Raw genomic sequence first — 20257 nt, forward strand, 5'->3', positions numbered from 1 at the left:
ATGATGCTGAGCAGGGTTGCCGATAGCCTCTATTGGATGAGCCGCTATCTGGAGCGCGCCGAGCACACTGCGCGTCTGATGGCGGTGACACTGGAGGCGATGATTGAGCAGACCCGCGAGGAAGCCGGTTTTGCCTGGCGCCGCGTCGGGGTCGCGCTTTCGGCGGAAGATTTGCTGCCGGATCTGCCTGATCCGCAGCGCACCACCGAAAAACTCGCCATTGACCGGGCCAACGCGTCCTCGCTCTATTCTTCGCTGGCTTTTGCGCGCGACAATGCCCGTCAGGTGCGCGAGCAGCTTTCGACCGAGGTCTGGCAATATCTCAACGGGCTGTATTTACGGCTATCGCCGGTTACCGCCGAAGCGATCTGGTCCGGCCAGCCCGCGCGGCTGTTTCGCGAAACGCTGGAAGATTTTTATACTTTGGGCGGGGTAACCTATTCAACCTTAAGCCATACCGAAGGCTGGTTCTTTCTCGAAATCGGCCGCTACATCGAACGGGCACAGATGGTTATCCGGCTGCTCGATATGCATTTTGGTGCCACGCGTCGGCTGGTGGCGCAGGAGCCGAGCTATCTCGACTGGATTGTACTGCTTAAATACTGCAATGCGTTCGAGCCTTATTGCAAAGCCTACACAGCGATCATTGATCCGGATAAAATTGCCGAGTTCCTGTTGTTTAACGCCGAATTTCCCCATTCGGTGCGCTATGCCGTTGACCGGGTGTGTACGGCGCTGGAATCGGTGGCACCTGGGGCGCCGCCGCACCGGCGCGCGGTGGTCGAGCGGCTCGCCGGACGGATCAAGGCCTCGATTGATTTTACCCAGATCGGGGAATTGTCGGGCGGGATGCTGTCGCCGTTCCTCGCCAACATCACGCAGGCCTGTGAAGATATTCACGAAGCGATTTATGCTTCCTACATCGCCTATGGGGCGGAGACGGTGCTGTAATGTATTATTCGATACGTCATATCACACGGTTTCGCTATTCTGCACCGGTGCGCGAAAGCGTGATGGAACTGCGCATGCAGCCGCGTTCGGAAGGCACGCAGATGCTGCGCTCGTTTCAGATTAATACCAATCCACGCTCGCAACTGTATGCGTATACGGATCATTTCGGGAATGCGATTTATCATTTCAATGTGCTGCGTGCCCATGAGGAGCTGCGCATTGAAGCGGTGGCGGTGGTCGAGATTTTTCGCTCGCCACCTTTACCGGAGGCTGCCGACAGTCTCGAATGGGAACGCTATAACGGTTATAATCTGACGGCGGATCATTTTGATCTGATGGAACCGTCAAAATTCGCCACCTTCTCGCAAGCGCTGCTGGAATTTATGGCTGACAAGCAGTTGGAAATTCCCCAGGGCGATCCGCTTACCGCGCTGAAAAATCTCAATCACACGCTATACGAAGCCTTTGATTATGAACCGGGTGCCACCCAGGTGCATTCCCTGATCGATCAGGCCCTGAAAATCCGCTGCGGCGTCTGTCAGGATTTTGCCCATATCATGATCGCCATCGCCCGGCGCTGGGGGATTCCGGCCCGCTATGTTTCGGGCTATCTCTGCCATCAGGCCAATGGCGCGGAACGGCTGGGGGCCGATGCCACCCACGCCTGGGTAGAGGTGTTTTTACCCTCGCTGGGCTGGATCGGCTTTGATCCGACCAATGACATGATGGCCAGTGACCACCATATCCGTGCCGCCACCGGGCGCGATTATGCCGATGTGCCGCCGACCCGTGGTGTACTGAAAGGCTCGGCCCAAAGTGAGCTGGCGATTGCGGTGTCGGTCATGCCGACGGCGGCGCCGATCCGGCACGAGGATTTCCTCAGGATTGCCCGCCCGATGGTCAGCCCGCCACCAACCCCATCGATGCCCGAACGGCTGTACCACCAGCAGCAGCAACAGCAGCAATAACAAACCAGCTATTTTCTGGCGGCAAAGTTCTGAAGGGCTTCGGCCAGGGTGGCAATGGTGTTGTTCCATTCACCAAAGGCTTTGGGGGCAAAGGTGCGCGTTTTGGCGTACCAGGGATATTCGCTGGTCCCCATCTGGGGCCAGCCATTGCTGGCCAGCAGGAACCAGGTTTCAGTGCCGACCGCGGCCGCCGTGGCCGCCACCGAGGTCGGCGCCGAAATCACCAGATCAAGCGCCGCCGACAGCGCGGCATTGTCATCAATTTCTTTGGTCAGGTTGTGGAGTTCGCCATTGAGCTGTGGGCGAATGATCTGAATGCCGTGCTGGGCTTCGGCGGCTGCCAGCTCTTCCTCGCAGGTGCCATACTGCATATTAACAAAGCGCAGGCCAGGAACCGCGAAGATCGGGCCCCAGTCTTCCAGACTGCTGTAATATTTTGTGCGCTTCTGGCTCAGCATCATCGAGCGCCAGCAGATACCGACCAGCGGTCCGCCATAGCCGTCCGCACGTAAGCTGCGGGAAAAGTCTTTGGTCTTTTCGGCATCAGGGGTGAGAAACACCTGATGCGGAAAGTCAGCGACCGTCTTACGGAAATGGCGGATGGCCGAACCCATCGGCGCGAAATAATCCGGGGCGGGCTCGTTTTCAATGAAGGAGAAGAATCTCAGCTGCTGGTTGCCGTCCTTGTCGAGCAGGGTGCGGTCATCATAGTGGCTGGTCAGCGCTTGCGGATAGGTCCGGGCGAACAGCGGCACCAGGCGCGGCTCGACCGCGAGATAGAGTTTTCCGTCGGGCCCGACGGCTTTGTTCAGGTCGGGCAGGACATTGGCGAACATGATTTCGTCGCCGAGGCCTTGCTCGCCGACCACCAGAATGCGTTTACCCGCCAGCGGCTCCCCGTTCCACAACGGGACCTTCAGCATATACTCGGTATAGCCGCGGAAGCGCCGGTTATTACGGATTTCGTATTCCTTAAAGCCTTCTTCGACCTGGCCGTTCTGGATCAGGCAGATACTGCGGGAATATTTGCTTTCAAAGCGCTCGCTGGTGTCGACAACATTTTTGAGCGCGTCCTCGTACAGCGCGATCGCCTCCGGGATCATGTCCAGATGCATATAGGCGTAGCCGAGATTGTGGTAAAACCGCGTGCTGCTGGGAACCAGCCGGATCGCCTCCTTATAGAAGACGATGCTTTCCTCAACCCGGCCCTCCTCGGCCAGAATGGTCGCCAGACAGTTCCACAGCACGGCTTCTTCGGGCAGGCGGTTGATAGCCCCCTTTAACAGCTCGATGGCGTCATCGGCCTTGTTACTGGCGCTGAAGATCCCGGCAAGATTGTTATAGCCCATGGGGGAGTCGGGCCTGAGCTCGATATAGCGGCGGAACAGCTTCTCGGCGATATCCTTCATGCCCAGCCGGTTGGCAAGCTGGCCCAGATTGATGGTGATTTCGGGGTCGTCGGGGGCCAGTTTCAGCGCTTCTTCATAGCTGACCAGCGATTTATAGAGATACCCCATCTTTTCCAGCACGATGCCGAGGATCAGATAGGCGTTGGGGTTTTCCGGGCAAACCTGGGTCGCTTCCAGCGCCAGCTGGCCGGCGCGGGCAATCCGGTCCATCTTCCAGGATTTCACAGCGCGTTTTAACAGGCCGTTGGACTTGCGGATGGCCAGCGCCTCGTCAACATTTTCGGCCAGCGCATTGAGCTTGGTCAGCGCCTCGGTCTTGGCGTCCATGCCGGAAAGCTTTTCAAACCCGAGAATTTCCAGTGGACCTGCCATAATCCTACGTCCCGCCCGCCTGTTTTTTTCTGACTGCGGCAGTTAAGTCGCTTTATTGTTAATGACGGGTGAATGTTTGCAGGTCAAAAGGATTTTGTTAAAGCTTTGCCTGATAATGATGCGGCCGTTGCACCCGGATAATCCTAAGTGCGGGCTGTAACTTCTCGTAGGGGGGCAAAAATGCCTTTAAAATTGTCTTTGAAGCCGGGGGAAAAGTTCGTGCTTAATGGCGCCGTTCTGACCAACGGCGACAAGCGCGCCAGTCTGGTTATCCAGAATAAGGCGTGTATCCTGAGAGAAAAGGACATCATGCAGCCGAAGGATGCCGATACCCCGGCCCGACGGATTTATTTGCCAATCATGATGATGTATCTTGATAGCGAAAATGGCGAACAGTACTACAACGAGTTCGCCCTGCGTATGACCGAGTTTATGGGTGCCGTAAAAAACCAGGCTGTTCTCTCCTCTTGTGTCGAGATCAGCCGCGATGCAATGAGTGGCTTCTACTATAAGGCACTTATGCAGTGTAAAAAATTGTTCGAGTTCGAGCGGAAACGGTTGAACTATGTCTCTGAAGGCATACCAAGACGCACAGAAGATATTTGAGGACCCAAGACAGATCGAATACCGACTGTTTGGTGAGATTACGCGCACCCTGATGGATGTGCGTGATACCAACGCCAAGGGGACCAAATTGATCGAAGCACTCGACTGGAACCGTCGGGTCTGGAAAGCTATGGAAGATGATTGTCTCAACGATCAGAACCAGCTTCCTAAGGAAATTCGTGCCCAGATCATTTCTTTGTCGATGTGGGTGACGCGCTATACCCGTACGGTTGTGCGCCAGAAAAAGCCCATTGACCCGTTGATCGAGGTCAACCGCCACATCATGCAAGGGCTAATGGGTGGTGGTGCTGCCGGTGGCGTATAGGCTGCTAGTTGGCGGGTTTTTCTGCCTGTAACGGGCTGATGCCGTGCCAAAACCCAGGCAAAAAGTGCAGCTGATGCGGGCCGAAAGTCGTTTTTCGCCCGCCTTTTTTTTGCCGGGCGGCAAAAGATTCCGCGCATGGTGCTGCCGGTCAAATAATAAAACATAGTAATATCAATAGGTTGTTGATGCTCCGGCGTGCCAAAAACTTGGCACACTGGTTGCGGACAGTGTTTCTCGAGCAAAAAGTTTGCTTGCGAATTTGCATCGCATACCAGAATGGAGACCCTTCCGATGCTGAGCATCAACACCAACACCGGCTCAATGACGGCGCTGAGATACCTGAATAAGACGAATTCAGGTTTGAATGGAACAGAAACCAAGGTTAGCACTGGTCTTAAGGTCGCGTCCGCACGTGACGACGGTTCGACCTATGCCATCGCACAGAATATGCGTGGCGATATTGGTGGCGGCTCAGCCATCGAGGACAGCCTTAACCGCGGGCTTTCCGCCATTGACGTGGCGACCTCTGCCGGCGAATCAATTTCTGACCTGCTGATCGAAATGAAGGCGAAGGCCCTGGCGGCATCCGACTCTTCGCTCGATACCGCCAGCCGTGAAGCCTATAATCAGGACTTCATGGCCCTGCGCGACCAGATCGCCACCGTGGTCGGTAATGCTTCGTTCAATGGTCTGAACCTGCTCAACGGTTCCACGACCAAGGTGACGGCCCTGGCATCGTCGAGCGGCTCACGCCGTATCACGGTGCTGGCACAAAGCTACAGCTTTGGCGGTTCAATTCTGACGGGTATGTCGGCCGCTTCGACTATCAGCACGATGACCAATGCTGCCAATATGGTGTCGATCATCACCACGGCGCTGGTCAATGTCGACTCGTCCCTGTCGAAGTTGTCGGCGGGTGCCAAGAAGTATTCGATCCAGCTCACCTTTACCTCGAAGCTGATTGACTCGCTTCAGACCGGTGTCGGTAACCTGGTCGATGCGGACATGGCAACGGAAAGTGCCAACCTCACCGCCTTGCAGACCAAACAGCAGCTCGGTGTGCAGGCGCTGTCGATCGCCAACACCTCGCCGCAGATCATTCTGTCGTTGTTCCAGTAAGCCTGCAGCGTTTTTATCTTTGGATAGGGTCTGGTGCGGTACCTGTGGCTACATAAGTCGGGTGCCGCACATTGCCCGCACCTCCTCTTTATTTAGCCCAGCACTTTTTGCCTAGCGGTGTAGGTAATAACTGCCTGCACACGGCAAATCTTGCCTAGTGTGGGCCATTTCTTCTTTCGTTTCCTGGGATTTTATGCCGCGCTACTGGGCAAGTTTTGCCGCAAGTGCTGACAATTTGTAGTAAATGATTACTCAATATTAGGTTGCAAGTCCTACGGCATGCAACTTGCCTCTATCTTGGCATGGGCGGATCCCGCCCTGGAGCAAAACGCTCCGAATTTAGACCCCAGAATGGAGACTGTAAAATGAGTGGCATTAGCGTCAATACAAACTCCGCAGCCATGACTGCGTTGACCTACCTCAATAAAACCAACTCATCCCTTAGCAAGACCGAAACGGCAATCACCACCGGCCAGAAGATTTCTTCAGCCCGTGATAACGGCGCCGTCTATGCCATTGCTCAGAACATGCGTGGTGATATCTCTGGTAACAGTGCTGTCGAAGGCAGCCTTAACAATGGCCTTTCGGTGCTTGATACCGCCATCTCCGGCGGCCAAAGCGTCTCTGACCTGCTGACCCAGTTGAAGGCGACCGCTCTGTCGGCCTCTGACAGCTCGATCGACACCGCCAGCCGTAAAGCCTATAACGAAGACTTCGCCGCCCTGGTGTCACAGATCGGCTCGGTGGTCAGCAATGCGTCGTTCAACGGCAGCAACCTGCTGAACGGCTCGACCTCGAAGATCATGGCCCTGTCGACCTCCTCGGGCGACAGGATCACGACCGCCGTCAAGAGCTTCTCGTTCAAGGGGTCTATCCTTGGCGCAGGCTTCTCCGCGGCCATTGGCATCACCACGCAGGCCAATGCGTCGAAGGCCGTCTCGCTGATCACTTCCGCACTGAAGAACGTCGACTCGACGCTGGCGAAACTGTCCGCTGGCGCCAAGAAGTTCTCGATCCAGCTCGGCTTCGTTTCGTCGCTCAACGATTCGATCACGACGGGCGTTGGCAACCTGGTTGATGCTGACCAGTCTCAAGAGGCGGCTTTGCTCACCTCGTTGCAGACCAAGCAGCAGCTCGGCGTGCAGGCTCTGTCGATCGCGAATTCGTCTTCGGCCATTGCACTGTCGCTATTCAGCTAATTCCCTCACGCGATGGCAGACGTCGCACGGCGTCTGTCACCGCCAGGGTTTGGTCGAACACAGACATACTCAAAAGGGCGGGGCTCAGCTTCGCCCTTTTTTGTGCCGTCTGGGCGGATGATATTAAGGCTGCGTTCCCGCTAAGGGTGTACTTTAGTCTTTGTTCTATCGGCACATTTTGCCTGCTGGGTAGGTAATATTTACCTAGATATGGTAAATGTTGCCTAGCTGGGCAAAAGATGCCGGTGCGAATTTTCAGCCCGGAAAAGTCTGCCGCGGTAATTTTTACCGACACCCCCGCAAAAATACGGTTAATTTTTTACTAAGTTTTTTTGTGCCGCCTGGGCACAAGACTTGCCTATCCATTGGCATGGGCGCGTTACGCCCTGGAGCAAAACGCTCCGAATTTGGAACCCAGAATGGAGACCGTAAAATGAGTGGCATTAGCGTCAATACAAACTCCGCTTCAATGACCGCGTTGAGCTATCTCAACAAAACCAACTCCTCTTTGAGCAAGACCGAAACGGCGATCACCACCGGCCTGAAGGTTTCTTCGGCCCGTGACAATGGTGCCGTTTACGCCATTGCGCAGAACATGCGTGGTGATATCTCAGGTAACAGTGCTGTTGAAGGTAGCCTGAACAATGGTCTTTCGGTGCTTGATACCGCGATTTCCGGCGGTGAAAGCGTGTCTGACCTGCTCACCCAGCTGAAGGCGACCGCTCTGTCGGCCTCTGACAGCTCGATCGACACCGCCAGCCGTGAAGCCTATAACGAAGACTTCCAGGCTCTGGTGTCACAGATCGGCTCGGTGGTCAGCAATGCGTCGTTCAACGGCAGCAACCTGCTGAACGGCTCGACCTCGAAGATCATGGCCCTGTCGACCTCCTCGGGCGACAAGATCACGACCGCCGTCAAGAGCTTCTCGTTCAAGGGGTCTATCCTTGGCACAGGCTTCTCCGCGGCCCTTGGCATCACCACGCAGGCCAATGCGTCGAAGGCCGTCTCGCTGATCACTTCGGCACTGAAGAACGTTGACTCGACGCTGGCGAAACTGTCCGCTGGCGCCAAGAAGTTCTCGATCCAGCTCGGCTTCGTTTCGTCGCTCAACGATTCGATCACGACGGGCGTTGGCAACCTGGTTGATGCTGACCAGTCTCAGGAGGCGGCTCTGCTCACCTCGTTGCAGACCAAGCAGCAGCTCGGCGTTCAGGCTCTGTCGATCGCGAATTCGTCTTCGTCGATCGCTCTGTCGCTGTTCAGCTAAGTGTCTTTGGCGGGGCAGGCGCCATAAGGCGTCTGCAACCGCCGGGAACTGGCCGAATACGCCAAACTTTAAAACGGACGAAGCTTTATGCTTCGTCCGTTTTTTTATGGCGATAGGTTTTAAACTATTTCAGCGCAGCAGGTCTTGCAGGGCGCTACAGACCCGATCGACATCCGCATCATGCAGTGTCGGATAGAAGGGCAGGCTCAACGCGCGGGCGTAATAGCGGTCCGCCCCCGGCAGACGCAGCGCGCCATAGCGCTTGACGTAATAGGGCTGGCGGTGGACCGGGAAGTAATGCACCTGACTGCCAATCCCCATATCGCGCAGTTTTGCCATGAAGGCGGCCCGGTCGCATCCGGCGGCGGTAAAATCGATCAGCACAACATACAGATGGCGCGCCGGGTCGCACGCGGACGGGTGGCTAAGCGGCATCAGGCTGGGTGCCAGTTCCGCCAGATTTAGGTCGTAGCGTGCCGCCAGTTCCTTGCGCCGCGTGACAAAACGATCCAGTTTGGCGAGCTGGCTTACCCCCAGTGCACACTGAAAATCGGTGGCGCGGAAATTAAATTCCGGGGCGATCAGCTCGTAATACCACGGGTTTGGCGTGCCATCGGCGGCCAGTGCATCGTCGGCTTGAACAAATTCTGCCGGGTCGCGGGTCAGGCCGTGGTTGCGTGCCAGATTCAGGGCATGGGCCAGCCCGTCATCATTGGTCGAAACCGCACCACCTTCGCCGGTGGTCACGGTTTTGACCGGATGGAAGGAATAGACCGTCATATCGCAGAATGCCTGGTCGCCGATGGTATGGTGACTGCCATCCCTTGCCGTATATCGGGTGCCAATAGCATGGCAGGCATCATCGACGATCTTCAGGCCCGCCGCCCGCGCCACATTCGCGATGCCTTCCAGATCCCCGCATTGCCCGGTGAGATGGACATTGAACAGCGCCTTGACCGGCCCATTGGCCCGTTTCAGCGCATCCTGCAGATCTTCGGGGCGCATCAATCCGGTGTCGGGATCGACATCGGCGAACACGATTTCGGCTCCACACAGATGGGGTGCGCTGGCGGTGGCCAGAAACGTCACCGACGGTACGATAACACGGTCCCCCGGCTTAAGGCCGAGCGCCCGGCCCGCCATATAGAGCGCCGTGGTACCGTTGGAGCAGACAATGGCGTGTCGGGCACCAACCGTGCCCGCCAGGGCGGCTTCAAACGCCTCGACCATCGGTCCGGTGGTGAGGTAATCGCCCCGCAGCACCGCCGCTACCGCCGCAATGTCATCTTCCTCGATGCATTGGCGGCCATAGGGCAGAAAGGGCGCCGCGCTCACTTGCGGGCCTCGGCCATCAAGGCCGTCAGTTCGGCGGCGGTGAGTTGTTCGGGGTTGGTGTCGCTGGAATAGGCCGCGCCATCCGCCATCGGCTTGGCGCCGTGGTTGAGATAGGCCTCCCGTAAGCTGTTGGCAAAGCTTGGCAAAACGACATAGCGGTCAGCCAGCTCGACGGTCGAGCGGGAATCATCGGGCGGGATCATGATTTCATGCAGCTTCTCGCCGGGGCGGATGCCAACGGTTTTCTGCTTCAGGCCCGGCCCGATCAGTTCGGCCAGCTGGCCGATGGTGCAGGATGGGATCTTGGGCACGAAAATCTCGCCACCCTTGGCCATTTCCATCCCAGACAGCACGAAATTGACCCCTTGTGTCAGGGTAATCCAGAACCGGGTCATGCGCGGATCGGTGATCGGCAGTTCCTTGGCGCCTTCATCAACCAGTTTCTGGAAGAAGGGCACCACCGAACCGCGCGAGCCAATCACATTGCCATAGCGCACCACGGCAAAACGGGGGCCATTGGCACCGGACAGATTGTTGGCGGCGACAAAGATCTTGTCCGACGCCAGTTTCGAGGCGCCATACAGATTGATCGGGTTGGCGGCCTTGTCGGTCGACAGCGCAATGACTTTGCGCACATTGCGGCGCAGCGCGGCATAAACGACGTTTTCAGCGCCGAAAATGTTGGTGCGCACACATTCGAACGGGTTGTATTCGGCGGTCGGCACCTGTTTCAGCGCAGCGGCATGGACGACATAATCGACATCGCGCATCGCCAGTTCCAGCCGGTCACGGTCGCGCACATCGCCGATGAAATAGCGCATGAACGGATATTTCTCGACCGGAAACATCTGCTGCATTTCATATTGCTTGAGCTCGTCGCGCGAGAAGATGATCAGCTTGCGCGGGCTGTAATTCTCGATGGCACGGCGCACGAAATGTTTGCCGAACGAACCGGTGCCGCCGGTGATCAGAACCGATTTCTCGTTGAGATCGAGCCAGGGCTGCGAGAAGTCGCGGTACAATGCACCTGATGCACCGGCCGTTGCCGAAGCCGCATCTTTTGTATTTTGAACCATAAAATTTGTCCTCTAACGCGCCCATTGTGGACAAAATGGGGTTAACAAGTTGCTGATAATACTGCGCCGGTCGTCGCGAAAGGGCCAGCAGTCATGATCGGGTCGGTTGGGCGATGGTTACATCCGTCCCCCGGTCAGACTGAAACGGAAGCGTCGCGGCCCGTCGATCAGGGCGGTCGGTTTGCGGGTGTCATCCAGCTCCAGCGCCGACAGCATCAGCTGGCAGAACAGCCCGCCGCGCAAAGGCCGGTGGGTCAGCAGCCCCAGCAGTGGGGCGGTGCCGCGGTCAACCTCGACCCGGATAAAGTGATGGCCATCATCCAGCATGGCCCAGCCTTCGGTCATGCCCAGCCCTTGTGAAGCGGAGACCAGAAAAGACACCGGCGCACCATGTTCGACCACCTGACCCGCCAGCGCAAAGCGTTCGGGGGCTTTGCCGCCATTATGGGTGGTCAGTGCCAGTGCGGTGTCGTCGAAGGCGGCGGGCAGCAGGGTGATATGGCCCAGACGCAGCGCCCCCTTGCCCCAGTCGGCCCAATGCAGGACATATTCGCACTCCACCGTCGGGCTATCGCCGTGGAAGCGCCAGAACTTCTCAATCGGCCCCCTTGGGGTGTCGAGATAGGCGTAGATGCACTGATCGGCCCCTTCCTGCCAGCGCCGCGCGGTGCACCATTCCAGATCGGTGATTTTATGCTCGCCGGGGGCCTCAAAAACGCAGTCGCCGGTATACCAGTCGGCCTGCCAGGCGATATCGGCAAAAACCCCCAGCGGCAGCTTGCCGATCAGGGCCGGGCTGCCACCAAAGCGCACGGCGTCCAGCGTCAAACCCCGGCGGCGGTCCAGCGTGGCGCTGATCGTGCCGGTGTCGATGGCAATATGGCGGGTGGTGATCTTGTCGCCCTGTGGGGTCGGCAGCGGCGTAAGTGGGACGGGGAAACGGGCTTGCAGTGCCGCCAGCCGCTTTTTCATATCCTGCCAGCGGCTTTCTGTGATGTGGGTGCGAAAATCGCTCGACCACAAAAAACACAATTCGCGCCAGTCGGCGTCCGTTGCCGCACCTGCCGTCAGACCACGATAAATCCGCTCGCAGGCAGCGTTCAGCGCGGTATCGTCCCGCCCGGTCACTGCCCAGCGGGACAGATTATATTTGCGCTGTTTTTTGACCGGCACCGGGCAGTCCGGGGTTTCCAGCTGCAACGGCGCGCCGGTAGCCGGGGGCAGGGCGGATGGCAGCACAAAGCGGCAGCCGGGCCTGTCTTTAAGCTGCAGAAAGGCATCGGTCAGCTGATCCCATTCGCTGCCGGTTTCTGTGTCGAAGACTTCTTCGCTGCGATAGCGGCCGGGGCGATAGTCGAACACCTCGCCATCGCTGGCATAAAGGCAAAGCGCGCGCCGCTCTGGCCCCTCAAGTGCTGCGATAAAATCGAGATAGGCATCTTGCGTGATGTCACCATGGCAGAAGCGCTGCAGCATCTGAAAGGCCACGGTGTCAGTCCAGATCAGGCCCAGCGTATCGCTTCCGGTGCCCTGAACCCGCTGCGGGGCAAAACGGGCCTGTTCCGGCCAAGGATGATGGGCCGACGGATTATCCCAATCCATCAAAATGGCGTCATAGCCTGCCGCCTGATACAGCCCGACCAGACCTGCGGCATAGGCCTGTTCATTGACCAGCGCCACGCGGGGGGCAAGACCAAAGCGGCGATAGACGTCCGTGCCCAAAGCGAGGTTTTTTTCCGTTACCGCAGCGGGCACCAGCGGGCCGATCATCTGGCTGTAACCGGCGCCGATGAATTCCACCTTGCCGGCATCGATCAGTTTTTTCAGATCGCTGATCCATCCCGGATCGCGGGCATGGATTTCTTCCAGGGTATAACCGGTGGCTTCGATCCCGATGGCACCGATTTTTTCTGCCAGTGTCAGCAGCGGGCGGTAACAGCGGGCCACAACATCCGCGCGCGCCTTTTCCTCGATCGAGGAAAAGGCGAGGTTGAGGTGGAAGAAGGCGAAGAAATCAAAGCCGCCTTTTTCCTGCTGTGCCGTTGCGGCCATCCCTGTCCTGCCCTGCTGAAAAGGCGCGAGCCTGCGCAGAATGGATCTGCGCAAGAACTATGCCTTGATTTTATGTCGTGCCGTGTTTCTTCCGGGCGGTCAGCACCACTTCGCGCCCGATCCCGGCCTGTGCCAGGCTGCGATAGAACGCCCGGCGGGTTTGACCAGCCCCGGCAGTTTCCAGATTAAGATCAAAGCTTTTGCGTTTGGTGTGACAGGCCCGGCCTTGCGGCGGATGGCCGATGTAGTTTTCTCCCATCAGCAGAAACATCTCCATCGGAAAGCTGGTGCTGCGGTCGATAACTTGCAGGCCGAGCCGCTCGAGCAGGGCTGCGGCGGAATCAAAGTTGAAATAGTTGAGATGATGGGGTGGCGCGATCCACCAGGCATCAGCACCAACCGCCTGACGGCCCGCTTCCTGAATGGGGGTAAAGTCGTTGGGCACATTGATGCAGATCAGGCCGCCGGGGTCGAGCACGCTGATCGCCAGCTCCAGAATGTTGATCGGTTCGGGCAGATGCTCCAGCACATTGTTGAGGTGCACCACGTCGAAGCGGCCCAGCGTGGGGGCGCTTTCAGCGTTAAAGAACCCTTCGATCACCTCGACGCCCAGGCTGCGGGCAAAGGCGCTGGCCTGACGCGAAGGTTCGATACCTTTGGCCTGCCAGCCCAGCTCTTTTGCGGTTTGTAAGAAAAATCCCGGCCCTGAACCGATGTCGAGCAAGCGGCGGCGCCCGTCACCCATCTGCTCGGCCAGACTGGTCAGCCGGTCGGTCTGCATCAGGGTGGCCCAGTTCTGATCTTCAGCCGCCTCGGCCAGATAGTCGGGTTTTTCCTTGGAATAATATTGCTCACTATAGGCGTCAGCCATTTCTTGTACGGTGGGCAGCGGATCAACATGGGCAAAACCGCAAACGGTGCAATCAATGATGGTATAGCCGTGACGTTGGGCAATCGCGTGGCCGTGGTGGCTGGTGCAATTCTTATCAGTAGAACCGGGTTTGGAAATGGACATCTTCCCCTCCATTAAGACTCTATTAGCTGCACCGGCTTTAGAAATCGTTAGCAATGTTGGGCGAACGTTCCGACCATTTTCTCAGTATCGGCATGACAAGCCCGGTGGCCCCTGATTAATTGGGGCGTCAGCGTATAAGTTGGGGGGTATCGGTGCGGCCGCTTTTTATCGCCGAAGCATCCAGTAATCATGGACGCGACCTTGAGCGCGCCCTGGCATTTGTTGACGCTGCCGCCGAGGCTGGCGCAGATGCCGTCAAATTTCAGTTGTTCAAGATCGACCGCCTGTTCGCACCAGAGATTCTCGCCAAAAGCGCAGTGCACCGGGCCCGCAAGGACTGGGAGCTGCCGCTGGCCTTCCTGGGGCCGATTGCAGAACGCTGTGCCGAACGGCGGATCAGTTTTTCCTGCACGCCCTTTTATCGCGAGGCGGTGGAAGAGCTTCGTCCCTATGTCGCGTTTTACAAGATCGCCTCTTACGAATTGATGGTCGGCGATCTGTTGAAAGCCTGCGCCGCCACCGGTAAACCGGTGATCCTGTCCTGTGGCATGGCGACCGTGGCGGAAATCTGTACCGCGGCCCAAACCCTTAAAGAGGCCGGGGCCAGCGACATTACCCTTTTGCATTGTGTCTCGGCCTATCCGACGCCGGCCAATCAGGCCAATCTGTCAGCCATTGCTGTCATTCGTGATGCCACCGGTTGCAAAACCGGCTGGTCCGACCACACCCGCCGACCGGCGGTGATCGAACGGGCGGTGCATCACTGGAATGCGGCGGCGGTCGAATTTCATCTCGATCTTGATGGCAATGGTGCCGAATATGCGGCAGGCCACTGCTGGTTGCCCGCCGAAATCGCTCCGGTGATCGCCCGCATCCGCGAGGCGTTTCTGGCCGATGGCGAGGGCGAAAAGGCTCTGCAGCCTGCCGAAAGTGCCGACCGCGACTGGCGTGCCGATCCGTCGGACGGCATGCGCCCGCTAAAGAAAATCCGCTCCAGCTGGGAGCCCGTCACATGAGTCCGACTGTTCACAAGCCGCATGTTGTCGCCGTGGTTCAGGCCCGGATGCGCTCGACCCGGATGCCGGGCAAGGTGTTGATGCCGATCGCGGGGCGGCCGCTGCTGTGGCATATCGTGCATCGTTTGCGTAAGGCCGTGCGGATCGATGAAATCGTCATCGCCACGTCTGACACCGCCCCGGATGATGCCATTGCGGTTTTTTGTCAGACCGAAAAAGTCGCCTGTGTGCGCGGCTCGGAATCCAATCTGCTTGAACGTTTCGCCCTAGCGGCCACGACCCATAACGCCGACATCATTGTGCGGGTCTGTTCCGATTCCCCCTTTATCGAAGCGGCCTATATCGACCACTTCATCACGGCGCTGATCGATCAGGGCGCTGATTATGTTCTGCCGGATGCGTCAAAACCCAATGCCCATGAAGGCATCGACGTGTTCACTCGCCGCGGCCTCAACAAGCTGCTGGCCGAGGCGGCTGATGATCCGGTGGCGCGGGAACATGTCACCGGTTATTTCAAGCTGCATCCCGATTTTGTCCCCATCGCTACGGCGGAAAGCTTTGCCGATTCCGAACGGGCGTCCCCACGGGTTTCGGTTGATACCCCGGCTGATCTGGCCTTTGTCGAGGCGGTGTATGACCGGCTCAATGCCAAGGCGGGCGAGGCATCGCTGCAGGATCTTTTGTTCCTGCTGGAACGCGAACCCTCGCTGGCCGAGATCAATGCTCATGTCCGCCAGAAAGCCATTGCGCAGGCGGCGGCAGTGGCGCTGATCCGCTGTGATGGCGGCGGCAAATATGGTCTGGGTCACGTTAAACGTATGATCGAGCTGGCGCGGGCGTTGCGTGATCGCGAAGGCGTCGGCGTGGTGTTCGCGGTCAATGGCACCGAAGCGGCACTGTATCCGATTGTCCGGGCCGGTTTTGAAGCCCGGTTGCTCGACCGTCCGGATGCGCCACTGGGTGAAATTGTCGACGCACCCGATATTTTGTTGCTCGATTGCCGCGAAGGGTTGTCGCGCCAGACTGTGGCCGAGCTGGCGGCCTCGATCCCGGTGGTGGCGGTGATTGATGATATTTTCGACCGGCGGCTGGCCGCTGATCTGGCCTTTTATCCGCCGGTGCCGCAGGTGCAGGAACTATCCTGGAAGGGCTCGGCGTGCGAGCCCCATATTGGCTGGCAATACGCATTGCTGGGTCAGGCCCCCACGGCGTTGAAGCCGAAAACCAAATCGGGATTGCCGACATTACTGGTTTCGATGGGCGGCAGTGATCCGCTGCATCTCACCTTGCGGATGGCGCAGGCGCTTAAAAACCTCGATCCGGTGTTCCGGGCCCGCTTCGTCATCGGTCCGTCGATGATGAATGGTTCGGCAATCGCCCGTCAGATCGTGTCGATGTGTGCGCATTTCGAAACCATCGAAGGGGCCGATGATCTCATCACCGAATATGCTTCGGCGGATCTGGCGCTGGCGGCCTTTGGCGTGACTGCCTATGAACTGGCCGCGTTCGGGGTTCCGGCGCTCTATATCGGGATCTCGCCCGATCATGTCCGCTCGGCTTCCGCATTCGAAGCGGCAGGCATGGGGCAGTCGCTGGGGCTCGCCGATACCTTGACCGGGGACATGGTGTCCAAGGCGGTGTGGTCGCTGCTGCATGATCCGGCGCGGCGGCGGCAGATGCACGCCAGCGGCCTGATGACCATTGATGGTGGCGCCCCGGGGCGGATTGCTGCCGTGCTGGCCGAAGTTTTGACCCAGCACCGCAAAAATCTGCAGCATCAGGTGGTCTGAAGCCGGCTTAAGATGTGGGCGAGCGGAAAGCGCCGTCCCAGTCAGGACCGGGCGGGTCTAATTCCCAGGCATCAATGCGGGCCAGATGCAGCTCATAGAGCGTCTGGCTGGCCCCTGATAATTTCCGGCATTGCGTGATCAGTGTGCGGGCCTTAGCCCATTGACGGGCGCGCATGGCGGCGAAAATCTCGTCATGGAAGGTGGCCTGCGCGCGAAGTCGCGGGTTGGACCGCATCGCCTGATGGCCGGGCATGGCATAGATGTGGATCGGTTCTGCCGAAGGGCCCAGCGGCATAAAATCGACCTCGAGAAAGGCGCGCTGATGCCTGGCTCCGCGTTCAATCGCATCACAGGTCAGCACCGAATAGCCATAGCGGTAGGACACCTGACGCAGCAGCTTGGCCCGCCTTACGCATAATCCGCCAACGGAATAGCCCCAGTTGCCGACCGTGGTAGCGAAGCCCGCTGTGGTGGCTTCTCCGCTGGATATACCGATACCAAAGGCTCGCATCTGGGCATCGTCGCCATCGTTCAGATCAGCGAGGACGTCCAGCATGGCACTGGCGGCATCGCAGGCCTGCACCACCGGTTCGGCATCATTGAGCGGGGCATTCCAGACGGCGGTGATTTCGTCGCCGGTAACCGCGTCAAGCATGCCGCCATGCTGCATGACGATTTGCCCCAATGCGCCGGTGGACTGAATGCGCTGGAGGGTGGCGGCCATCCTGTCAGGGGTTGGCACCCCAACCAGCCGCCAGCCGCAGGAAAGATAGGTAATTGTGCGGATTTCCGGTTTATAGGAAAAGTCCGCATTGTGCGTCAGAATATGGATCGATGCAGGCGGCAGTCTTCCGGCAAAACTCAAAGAGATTTGCCGACGTCGCAGGAAAACGGTGTAGCGTGTCGCCATCAGGCAGCCCGCCATGGTCAGCAGCAGACCAAGAATAAAACCTCGCGGGTCGACCAGCTGGCGCAGATAGACGTGTATGGCCCAAGCCATAACGGCCGCCAGGATCGCCATGGCAAGACCGTAAAAAGTCATCGGCTGCAAGCCATAGCGGCAGAAAATCATGATGCCGATGCTGCCGAACAAGAGCAGGCCAAGCACCTCGCTGGGGGTCAGATAGTGCGGGCGGTGCAGTGCGGAACCCAGCAGGAGATTTTCGGTGGCATCGGCCTGCACGGTCGCCGTTTGGCGCAGTCCGATCGGGGTTTGTACCAGCTTGTCGCTCATACCGATGAAGACAATCGTTCCGCGCAGGCTGCCTGGCCTCATGCCGCCGGGCAGCAGTGTCGATGCCGGCAGCGTGCGCGCATATTGGGACCAGCTGTAGTCGATGGTATTGCCGCCGTCACGGCGGATATCCTGTTGGAAGCCACCGACCTCGGCCGAGCGAATCCCGATGCGGTTGATCAGGCTGGCCCCTTCATTGCTGTAAAGGGTGAGGGGGGCGTGGTTGTTAATCAGGCGCCAGACTTGGGCTGAAATCGTCGCCACCAGCTGACCGTGAAGGCGTAACACCACGGGGGCGTGGCGCACCACTCCATCGCTATCGGCAATCAGATTACTGGCACCCAGCCAATCGCCGGCGCGATTGCCCCGCCCGCCAAAATCCACCCCGGAAAAGTCGGGCGTGGTGGCAAACGGGTTGATCTGGCCTGACCAGCGGATGCCGTGGGTCAGGCGCCGGTCTATTACAGGTGTCGGCTGGCGCGCCTGAGTGTTGGTGAGAGTGACGGCCCGGATGGTAGGCATACCCGCAGCCTGAAAGGCCGGTGCGGTGCGGGCGGAAATTTCATCGGTCAAAACGACCGCTGCGACGCCTTCGCGTTTGAGAACGGGAATCCAGTTGGGCAGCGCCTCGGCCCCATGAGAGGAAATCAGCAGGGTGCGGATCGGCGTCGATTGATAGGGCCGCGGAAAGAACCGCTGCATCATATCGAAATAGCTACGGTGCAGGGTGGTGACGCTGTCAAGCGGATTGAGGCTCAGCCACAGCGCCGACAACAGCAGCAGGATCAGCGGCAGCACCCATAAAACAATCGGTCGGCTGGGAGCACGAACTGGTTGATTCATGGTGTTTTCCACGTTCCGTTTGGGGCGGCGCACTGCTTGCACGAATAATTTTTAGCACGCGTTTAGGCTGGGGGAAGCAAAACTCACGCGTACTGGCAGCAGTTTTCAGGCCTGGCGGGCAAAAATCCGTACAGCAAGGGCGCTGATGGCATAGCAGCAGGCCGTTGCCAGCACCATGCATGGCCCGGCCGGAGCATCAAAATGGTAGGCGGCGGCCAGACCAACCGGTGCCGACAAGGCCCCAATCAGGCCAGCAAGCCATGCCATGGTGGCGGGTGAGCGGGCAAAGAAGCGTGCGGCCGCAGGCGGGATAATCAGCAGCGCCACCATTAGCAAGGCCCCCACCACTTTCAGGCCGAACGCCACCAAAAGCGCGATTAACACCAGAAAAGCCGTTTGGGCCCAGCGGCTGCGGTGTCCCTCGACCAGAGCGATATCGCCGCCGACGGCCTGGCGTAGCAAAGGCCGCCATAATGCCAGGATCAGCACCAGCGCGCTCAGGCTGGCCAGCGTGATCCACATCAGATCATCTGTCGACAGGGCCAGCACGTCACCGAACAGATAGCCCAACAGATCGGCCCGCACGGTATCCATGCCCGACAACAGAATGTAACCCAGCGCCAGACCGATATGGCCGACGATGCCGACATGGGTGTCGGCCGGAATGATACGGGCGCGCGCATTGGCCATGATGAAGGCGGCCACCACCGCCAGCACCGCCGTGCCCCACAGGGCGTTGACCCCGAGCAGCAGGCCAATGGCCGCGCCGAGCAAACCGATATGCGATACGGATTCGCCGACATAGGCCATGCGCCGCCACAAAACGAAACAGCCAATCGGCCCGGCAGCGGCACCGAGCAATCCTGCCCCAAGGGCGGCACGCCAGAGAAAATCATCCATTGGGAAGATCATTCGCGGGCCTCGTCCACGGCGATGGTGTCGCCGCAAGGGGTGTGTTCATGACGGTGATGATGGGCGTAAAGGGCGATTTCGTCGGCGGTTTGTACACCGAACATGGCGCGGAACGCGGGGTCGCGCACCACTGAAGCCGGGGTGCCTTCGCAGCAGATATGGCGGTTGAGGCAGATGACGCGGTTGGCGCGGGCCATCACCACATGCAGATCGTGGCTGACCAGCAGCACGCCGCAGCCCAGTTCATCACGGATTTCGGCAATCAGGCGATAGAGTGCCGCTTCACCGGTGACATCGACACTGGCGGTCGGCTCATCCAGTACCAGCAGATCGGGTTTGGCCGCCATGGCGCGGGCCAGCAGCACACGCGCCAGTTCACCACCGGAAAGGGCGCTCATTTGTTTTTTACGCGCCTGGATGATTTCGGTGCGTCTTAAGGCCGGCTCAACAGCGGCGGCGGGGGCAAATAAGCGTAAAAAACCTTCGACTGTAATCGGCAGACTGGGGTCGCGCTCGAATTGCTGTGGCACATAGCCGATTTTTAAGCCCGGGCTGCGTTCGATGTCGCCATCAGCCCGCACCAGCCCGAGCAGGGCTTTGAGCAGGGTGGTTTTACCCGACCCGTTGGGGCCGATCAGGGTAACGATTTCGCCGCGAGAAATCGCGAGCGAAACCTTGTCGAGGATCGTGGTTCCTTCGGCGGAGACGCTCACATGACGGGCGGCGATCAAGGCTTGGCTCATGGGGCATGGGTTATACACACCCCGC

General features: G+C 58.7%; 17 protein-coding genes. 9 read left to right on the forward strand and 8 right to left on the reverse strand.

What is annotated here, in order from left to right; genetic code table 11:
* On the forward strand, positions 1-951 hold the full coding sequence (locus ACZ5RI_RS02660; protein ID WP_464514561.1) for an alpha-E domain-containing protein: 951 nt from the start codon (positions 1-3) through the stop codon (positions 949-951).
* Positions 951-1919 (forward strand): transglutaminase family protein, encoded by a 969-nt coding sequence (locus ACZ5RI_RS02665; protein ID WP_464514562.1) that lies wholly within the window; start codon positions 951-953, stop codon positions 1917-1919. The genes ACZ5RI_RS02660 and ACZ5RI_RS02665 overlap by 1 nt, the downstream gene beginning before the upstream one ends.
* Before the next feature lie 8 nt (positions 1920-1927).
* Here ACZ5RI_RS02665 and ACZ5RI_RS02670 read toward each other — a convergent pair whose 3' ends face one another.
* The gene (locus tag ACZ5RI_RS02670; RefSeq protein WP_464514563.1) at positions 1928-3700 is read right to left on the reverse strand and encodes a tetratricopeptide repeat protein; all 1773 of its coding nucleotides are present in this window, start codon (positions 3698-3700) and stop codon (positions 1928-1930) included.
* Between the two features lie 180 nt (positions 3701-3880).
* On the opposite strand from ACZ5RI_RS02670, the gene flbT reads away from it, so the two are divergent.
* From flbT to ACZ5RI_RS02695, 5 genes are all read left to right on the forward strand, one after another.
* Positions 3881-4306 carry a flagellar biosynthesis repressor FlbT gene (flbT, locus tag ACZ5RI_RS02675; protein WP_464514564.1) on the forward strand — a complete coding sequence of 142 codons (426 nt, stop codon included), beginning with the start codon at positions 3881-3883 and terminating at the stop codon, positions 4304-4306.
* A complete protein-coding gene (gene flaF, locus ACZ5RI_RS02680) occupies positions 4266-4631 on the forward strand; it encodes a flagellar biosynthesis regulator FlaF (RefSeq protein ID WP_464514565.1) in 366 nt (121 codons plus the stop codon). The genes flbT and flaF overlap by 41 nt, the downstream gene beginning before the upstream one ends.
* A 291-nt stretch (positions 4632-4922) precedes the next feature.
* The gene (locus tag ACZ5RI_RS02685; RefSeq protein ID WP_464514566.1) at positions 4923-5750 is read left to right on the forward strand and encodes a flagellin; all 828 of its coding nucleotides are present in this window, start codon (positions 4923-4925) and stop codon (positions 5748-5750) included.
* A 365-nt stretch (positions 5751-6115) separates the two neighbouring features.
* Positions 6116-6949 (forward strand): flagellin, encoded by an 834-nt coding sequence (locus ACZ5RI_RS02690; protein ID WP_464514567.1) that lies wholly within the window; start codon positions 6116-6118, stop codon positions 6947-6949.
* A gap of 433 nt (positions 6950-7382) precedes the next feature.
* Positions 7383-8216, forward strand: coding sequence for a flagellin (locus ACZ5RI_RS02695; RefSeq protein WP_464514568.1), 834 nt, complete (start codon positions 7383-7385; stop codon positions 8214-8216).
* A gap of 129 nt (positions 8217-8345) precedes the next feature.
* Here the strand turns inward: ACZ5RI_RS02695 and pseC are convergent, their stop codons facing one another.
* The 4 genes from pseC to ACZ5RI_RS02715 form a co-directional block, all read right to left on the reverse strand.
* Positions 8346-9551, reverse strand: a complete 1206-nt coding sequence (gene pseC, locus ACZ5RI_RS02700; protein ID WP_464514569.1) for a UDP-4-amino-4,6-dideoxy-N-acetyl-beta-L-altrosamine transaminase — start codon at positions 9549-9551, stop codon at positions 8346-8348.
* Positions 9548-10627 (reverse strand): UDP-N-acetylglucosamine 4,6-dehydratase (inverting), encoded by a 1080-nt coding sequence (pseB, locus tag ACZ5RI_RS02705; RefSeq protein WP_464514570.1) that lies wholly within the window; start codon positions 10625-10627, stop codon positions 9548-9550. Before pseB ends, pseC begins: the two co-directional genes overlap by 4 nt.
* 117 nt (positions 10628-10744) lie before the next feature.
* Entirely contained in the window at positions 10745-12679 is a 1935-nt protein-coding gene (locus ACZ5RI_RS02710) for a hypothetical protein (protein ID WP_464514571.1), read from the reverse strand.
* A gap of 70 nt (positions 12680-12749) precedes the next feature.
* Positions 12750-13694: a class I SAM-dependent methyltransferase gene (locus tag ACZ5RI_RS02715; RefSeq protein WP_464514572.1), complete on the reverse strand. Its 945-nt coding sequence runs from the start codon at positions 13692-13694 to the stop codon at positions 12750-12752.
* Between the two features lie 152 nt (positions 13695-13846).
* On the opposite strand from ACZ5RI_RS02715, the gene ACZ5RI_RS02720 reads away from it, so the two are divergent.
* Positions 13847-14710 carry an N-acetylneuraminate synthase family protein gene (locus ACZ5RI_RS02720; protein ID WP_464514573.1) on the forward strand — a complete coding sequence of 288 codons (864 nt, stop codon included), beginning with the start codon at positions 13847-13849 and terminating at the stop codon, positions 14708-14710.
* Positions 14707-16500, forward strand: a complete 1794-nt coding sequence (locus ACZ5RI_RS02725; protein ID WP_464514574.1) for a cytidylyltransferase domain-containing protein — start codon at positions 14707-14709, stop codon at positions 16498-16500. Before ACZ5RI_RS02720 ends, ACZ5RI_RS02725 begins: the two co-directional genes overlap by 4 nt.
* 7 nt (positions 16501-16507) lie before the next feature.
* Here ACZ5RI_RS02725 and ACZ5RI_RS02730 read toward each other — a convergent pair whose 3' ends face one another.
* From ACZ5RI_RS02730 to ACZ5RI_RS02740, 3 genes are all read right to left on the reverse strand, one after another.
* Positions 16508-18577: a CHASE2 domain-containing protein gene (locus ACZ5RI_RS02730; protein WP_464514575.1), complete on the reverse strand. Its 2070-nt coding sequence runs from the start codon at positions 18575-18577 to the stop codon at positions 16508-16510.
* Between the two features lie 105 nt (positions 18578-18682).
* Positions 18683-19477, reverse strand: coding sequence for a metal ABC transporter permease (locus tag ACZ5RI_RS02735; protein WP_464514576.1), 795 nt, complete (start codon positions 19475-19477; stop codon positions 18683-18685).
* A gap of 8 nt (positions 19478-19485) precedes the next feature.
* Complete coding sequence (locus tag ACZ5RI_RS02740) at positions 19486-20232, reverse strand: ATP-binding cassette domain-containing protein (protein ID WP_464514577.1); 747 nt, start codon at positions 20230-20232, stop codon at positions 19486-19488.
* Positions 20233-20257: the final 25 nt, after the last annotated feature.

The organism is Micropepsis pineolensis, from assembly GCF_055392125.1.

Bases quoted from the DNA above. Each gene is read 5' to 3' on its own strand.
- ACZ5RI_RS02660 (WP_464514561.1), top strand. From the start codon at position 1: ATGATGCTGAGCAGGGTTGCCGATAGCCTCTATTGGATGAGCCGCTAT.
- ACZ5RI_RS02665 (WP_464514562.1), top strand. From the start codon at position 951: ATGTATTATTCGATACGTCATATCACACGGTTTCGCTATTCTGCACCG.
- ACZ5RI_RS02670 (WP_464514563.1), bottom strand. From the start codon at position 3,700: ATGGCAGGTCCACTGGAAATTCTCGGGTTTGAAAAGCTTTCCGGCATG.
- flbT (WP_464514564.1), top strand. From the start codon at position 3,881: ATGCCTTTAAAATTGTCTTTGAAGCCGGGGGAAAAGTTCGTGCTTAAT.
- flaF (WP_464514565.1), top strand. From the start codon at position 4,266: ATGTCTCTGAAGGCATACCAAGACGCACAGAAGATATTTGAGGACCCA.
- ACZ5RI_RS02685 (WP_464514566.1), top strand. From the start codon at position 4,923: ATGCTGAGCATCAACACCAACACCGGCTCAATGACGGCGCTGAGATAC.
- ACZ5RI_RS02690 (WP_464514567.1), top strand. From the start codon at position 6,116: ATGAGTGGCATTAGCGTCAATACAAACTCCGCAGCCATGACTGCGTTG.
- ACZ5RI_RS02695 (WP_464514568.1), top strand. From the start codon at position 7,383: ATGAGTGGCATTAGCGTCAATACAAACTCCGCTTCAATGACCGCGTTG.
- pseB (WP_464514570.1), bottom strand. From the start codon at position 10,627: ATGGTTCAAAATACAAAAGATGCGGCTTCGGCAACGGCCGGTGCATCA.
- ACZ5RI_RS02710 (WP_464514571.1), bottom strand. From the start codon at position 12,679: ATGGCCGCAACGGCACAGCAGGAAAAAGGCGGCTTTGATTTCTTCGCC.
- ACZ5RI_RS02715 (WP_464514572.1), bottom strand. From the start codon at position 13,694: ATGTCCATTTCCAAACCCGGTTCTACTGATAAGAATTGCACCAGCCAC.
- ACZ5RI_RS02725 (WP_464514574.1), top strand. From the start codon at position 14,707: ATGAGTCCGACTGTTCACAAGCCGCATGTTGTCGCCGTGGTTCAGGCC.
- ACZ5RI_RS02730 (WP_464514575.1), bottom strand. From the start codon at position 18,577: ATGAATCAACCAGTTCGTGCTCCCAGCCGACCGATTGTTTTATGGGTG.
- ACZ5RI_RS02735 (WP_464514576.1), bottom strand. From the start codon at position 19,477: ATGGATGATTTTCTCTGGCGTGCCGCCCTTGGGGCAGGATTGCTCGGT.
- ACZ5RI_RS02740 (WP_464514577.1), bottom strand. From the start codon at position 20,232: ATGAGCCAAGCCTTGATCGCCGCCCGTCATGTGAGCGTCTCCGCCGAA.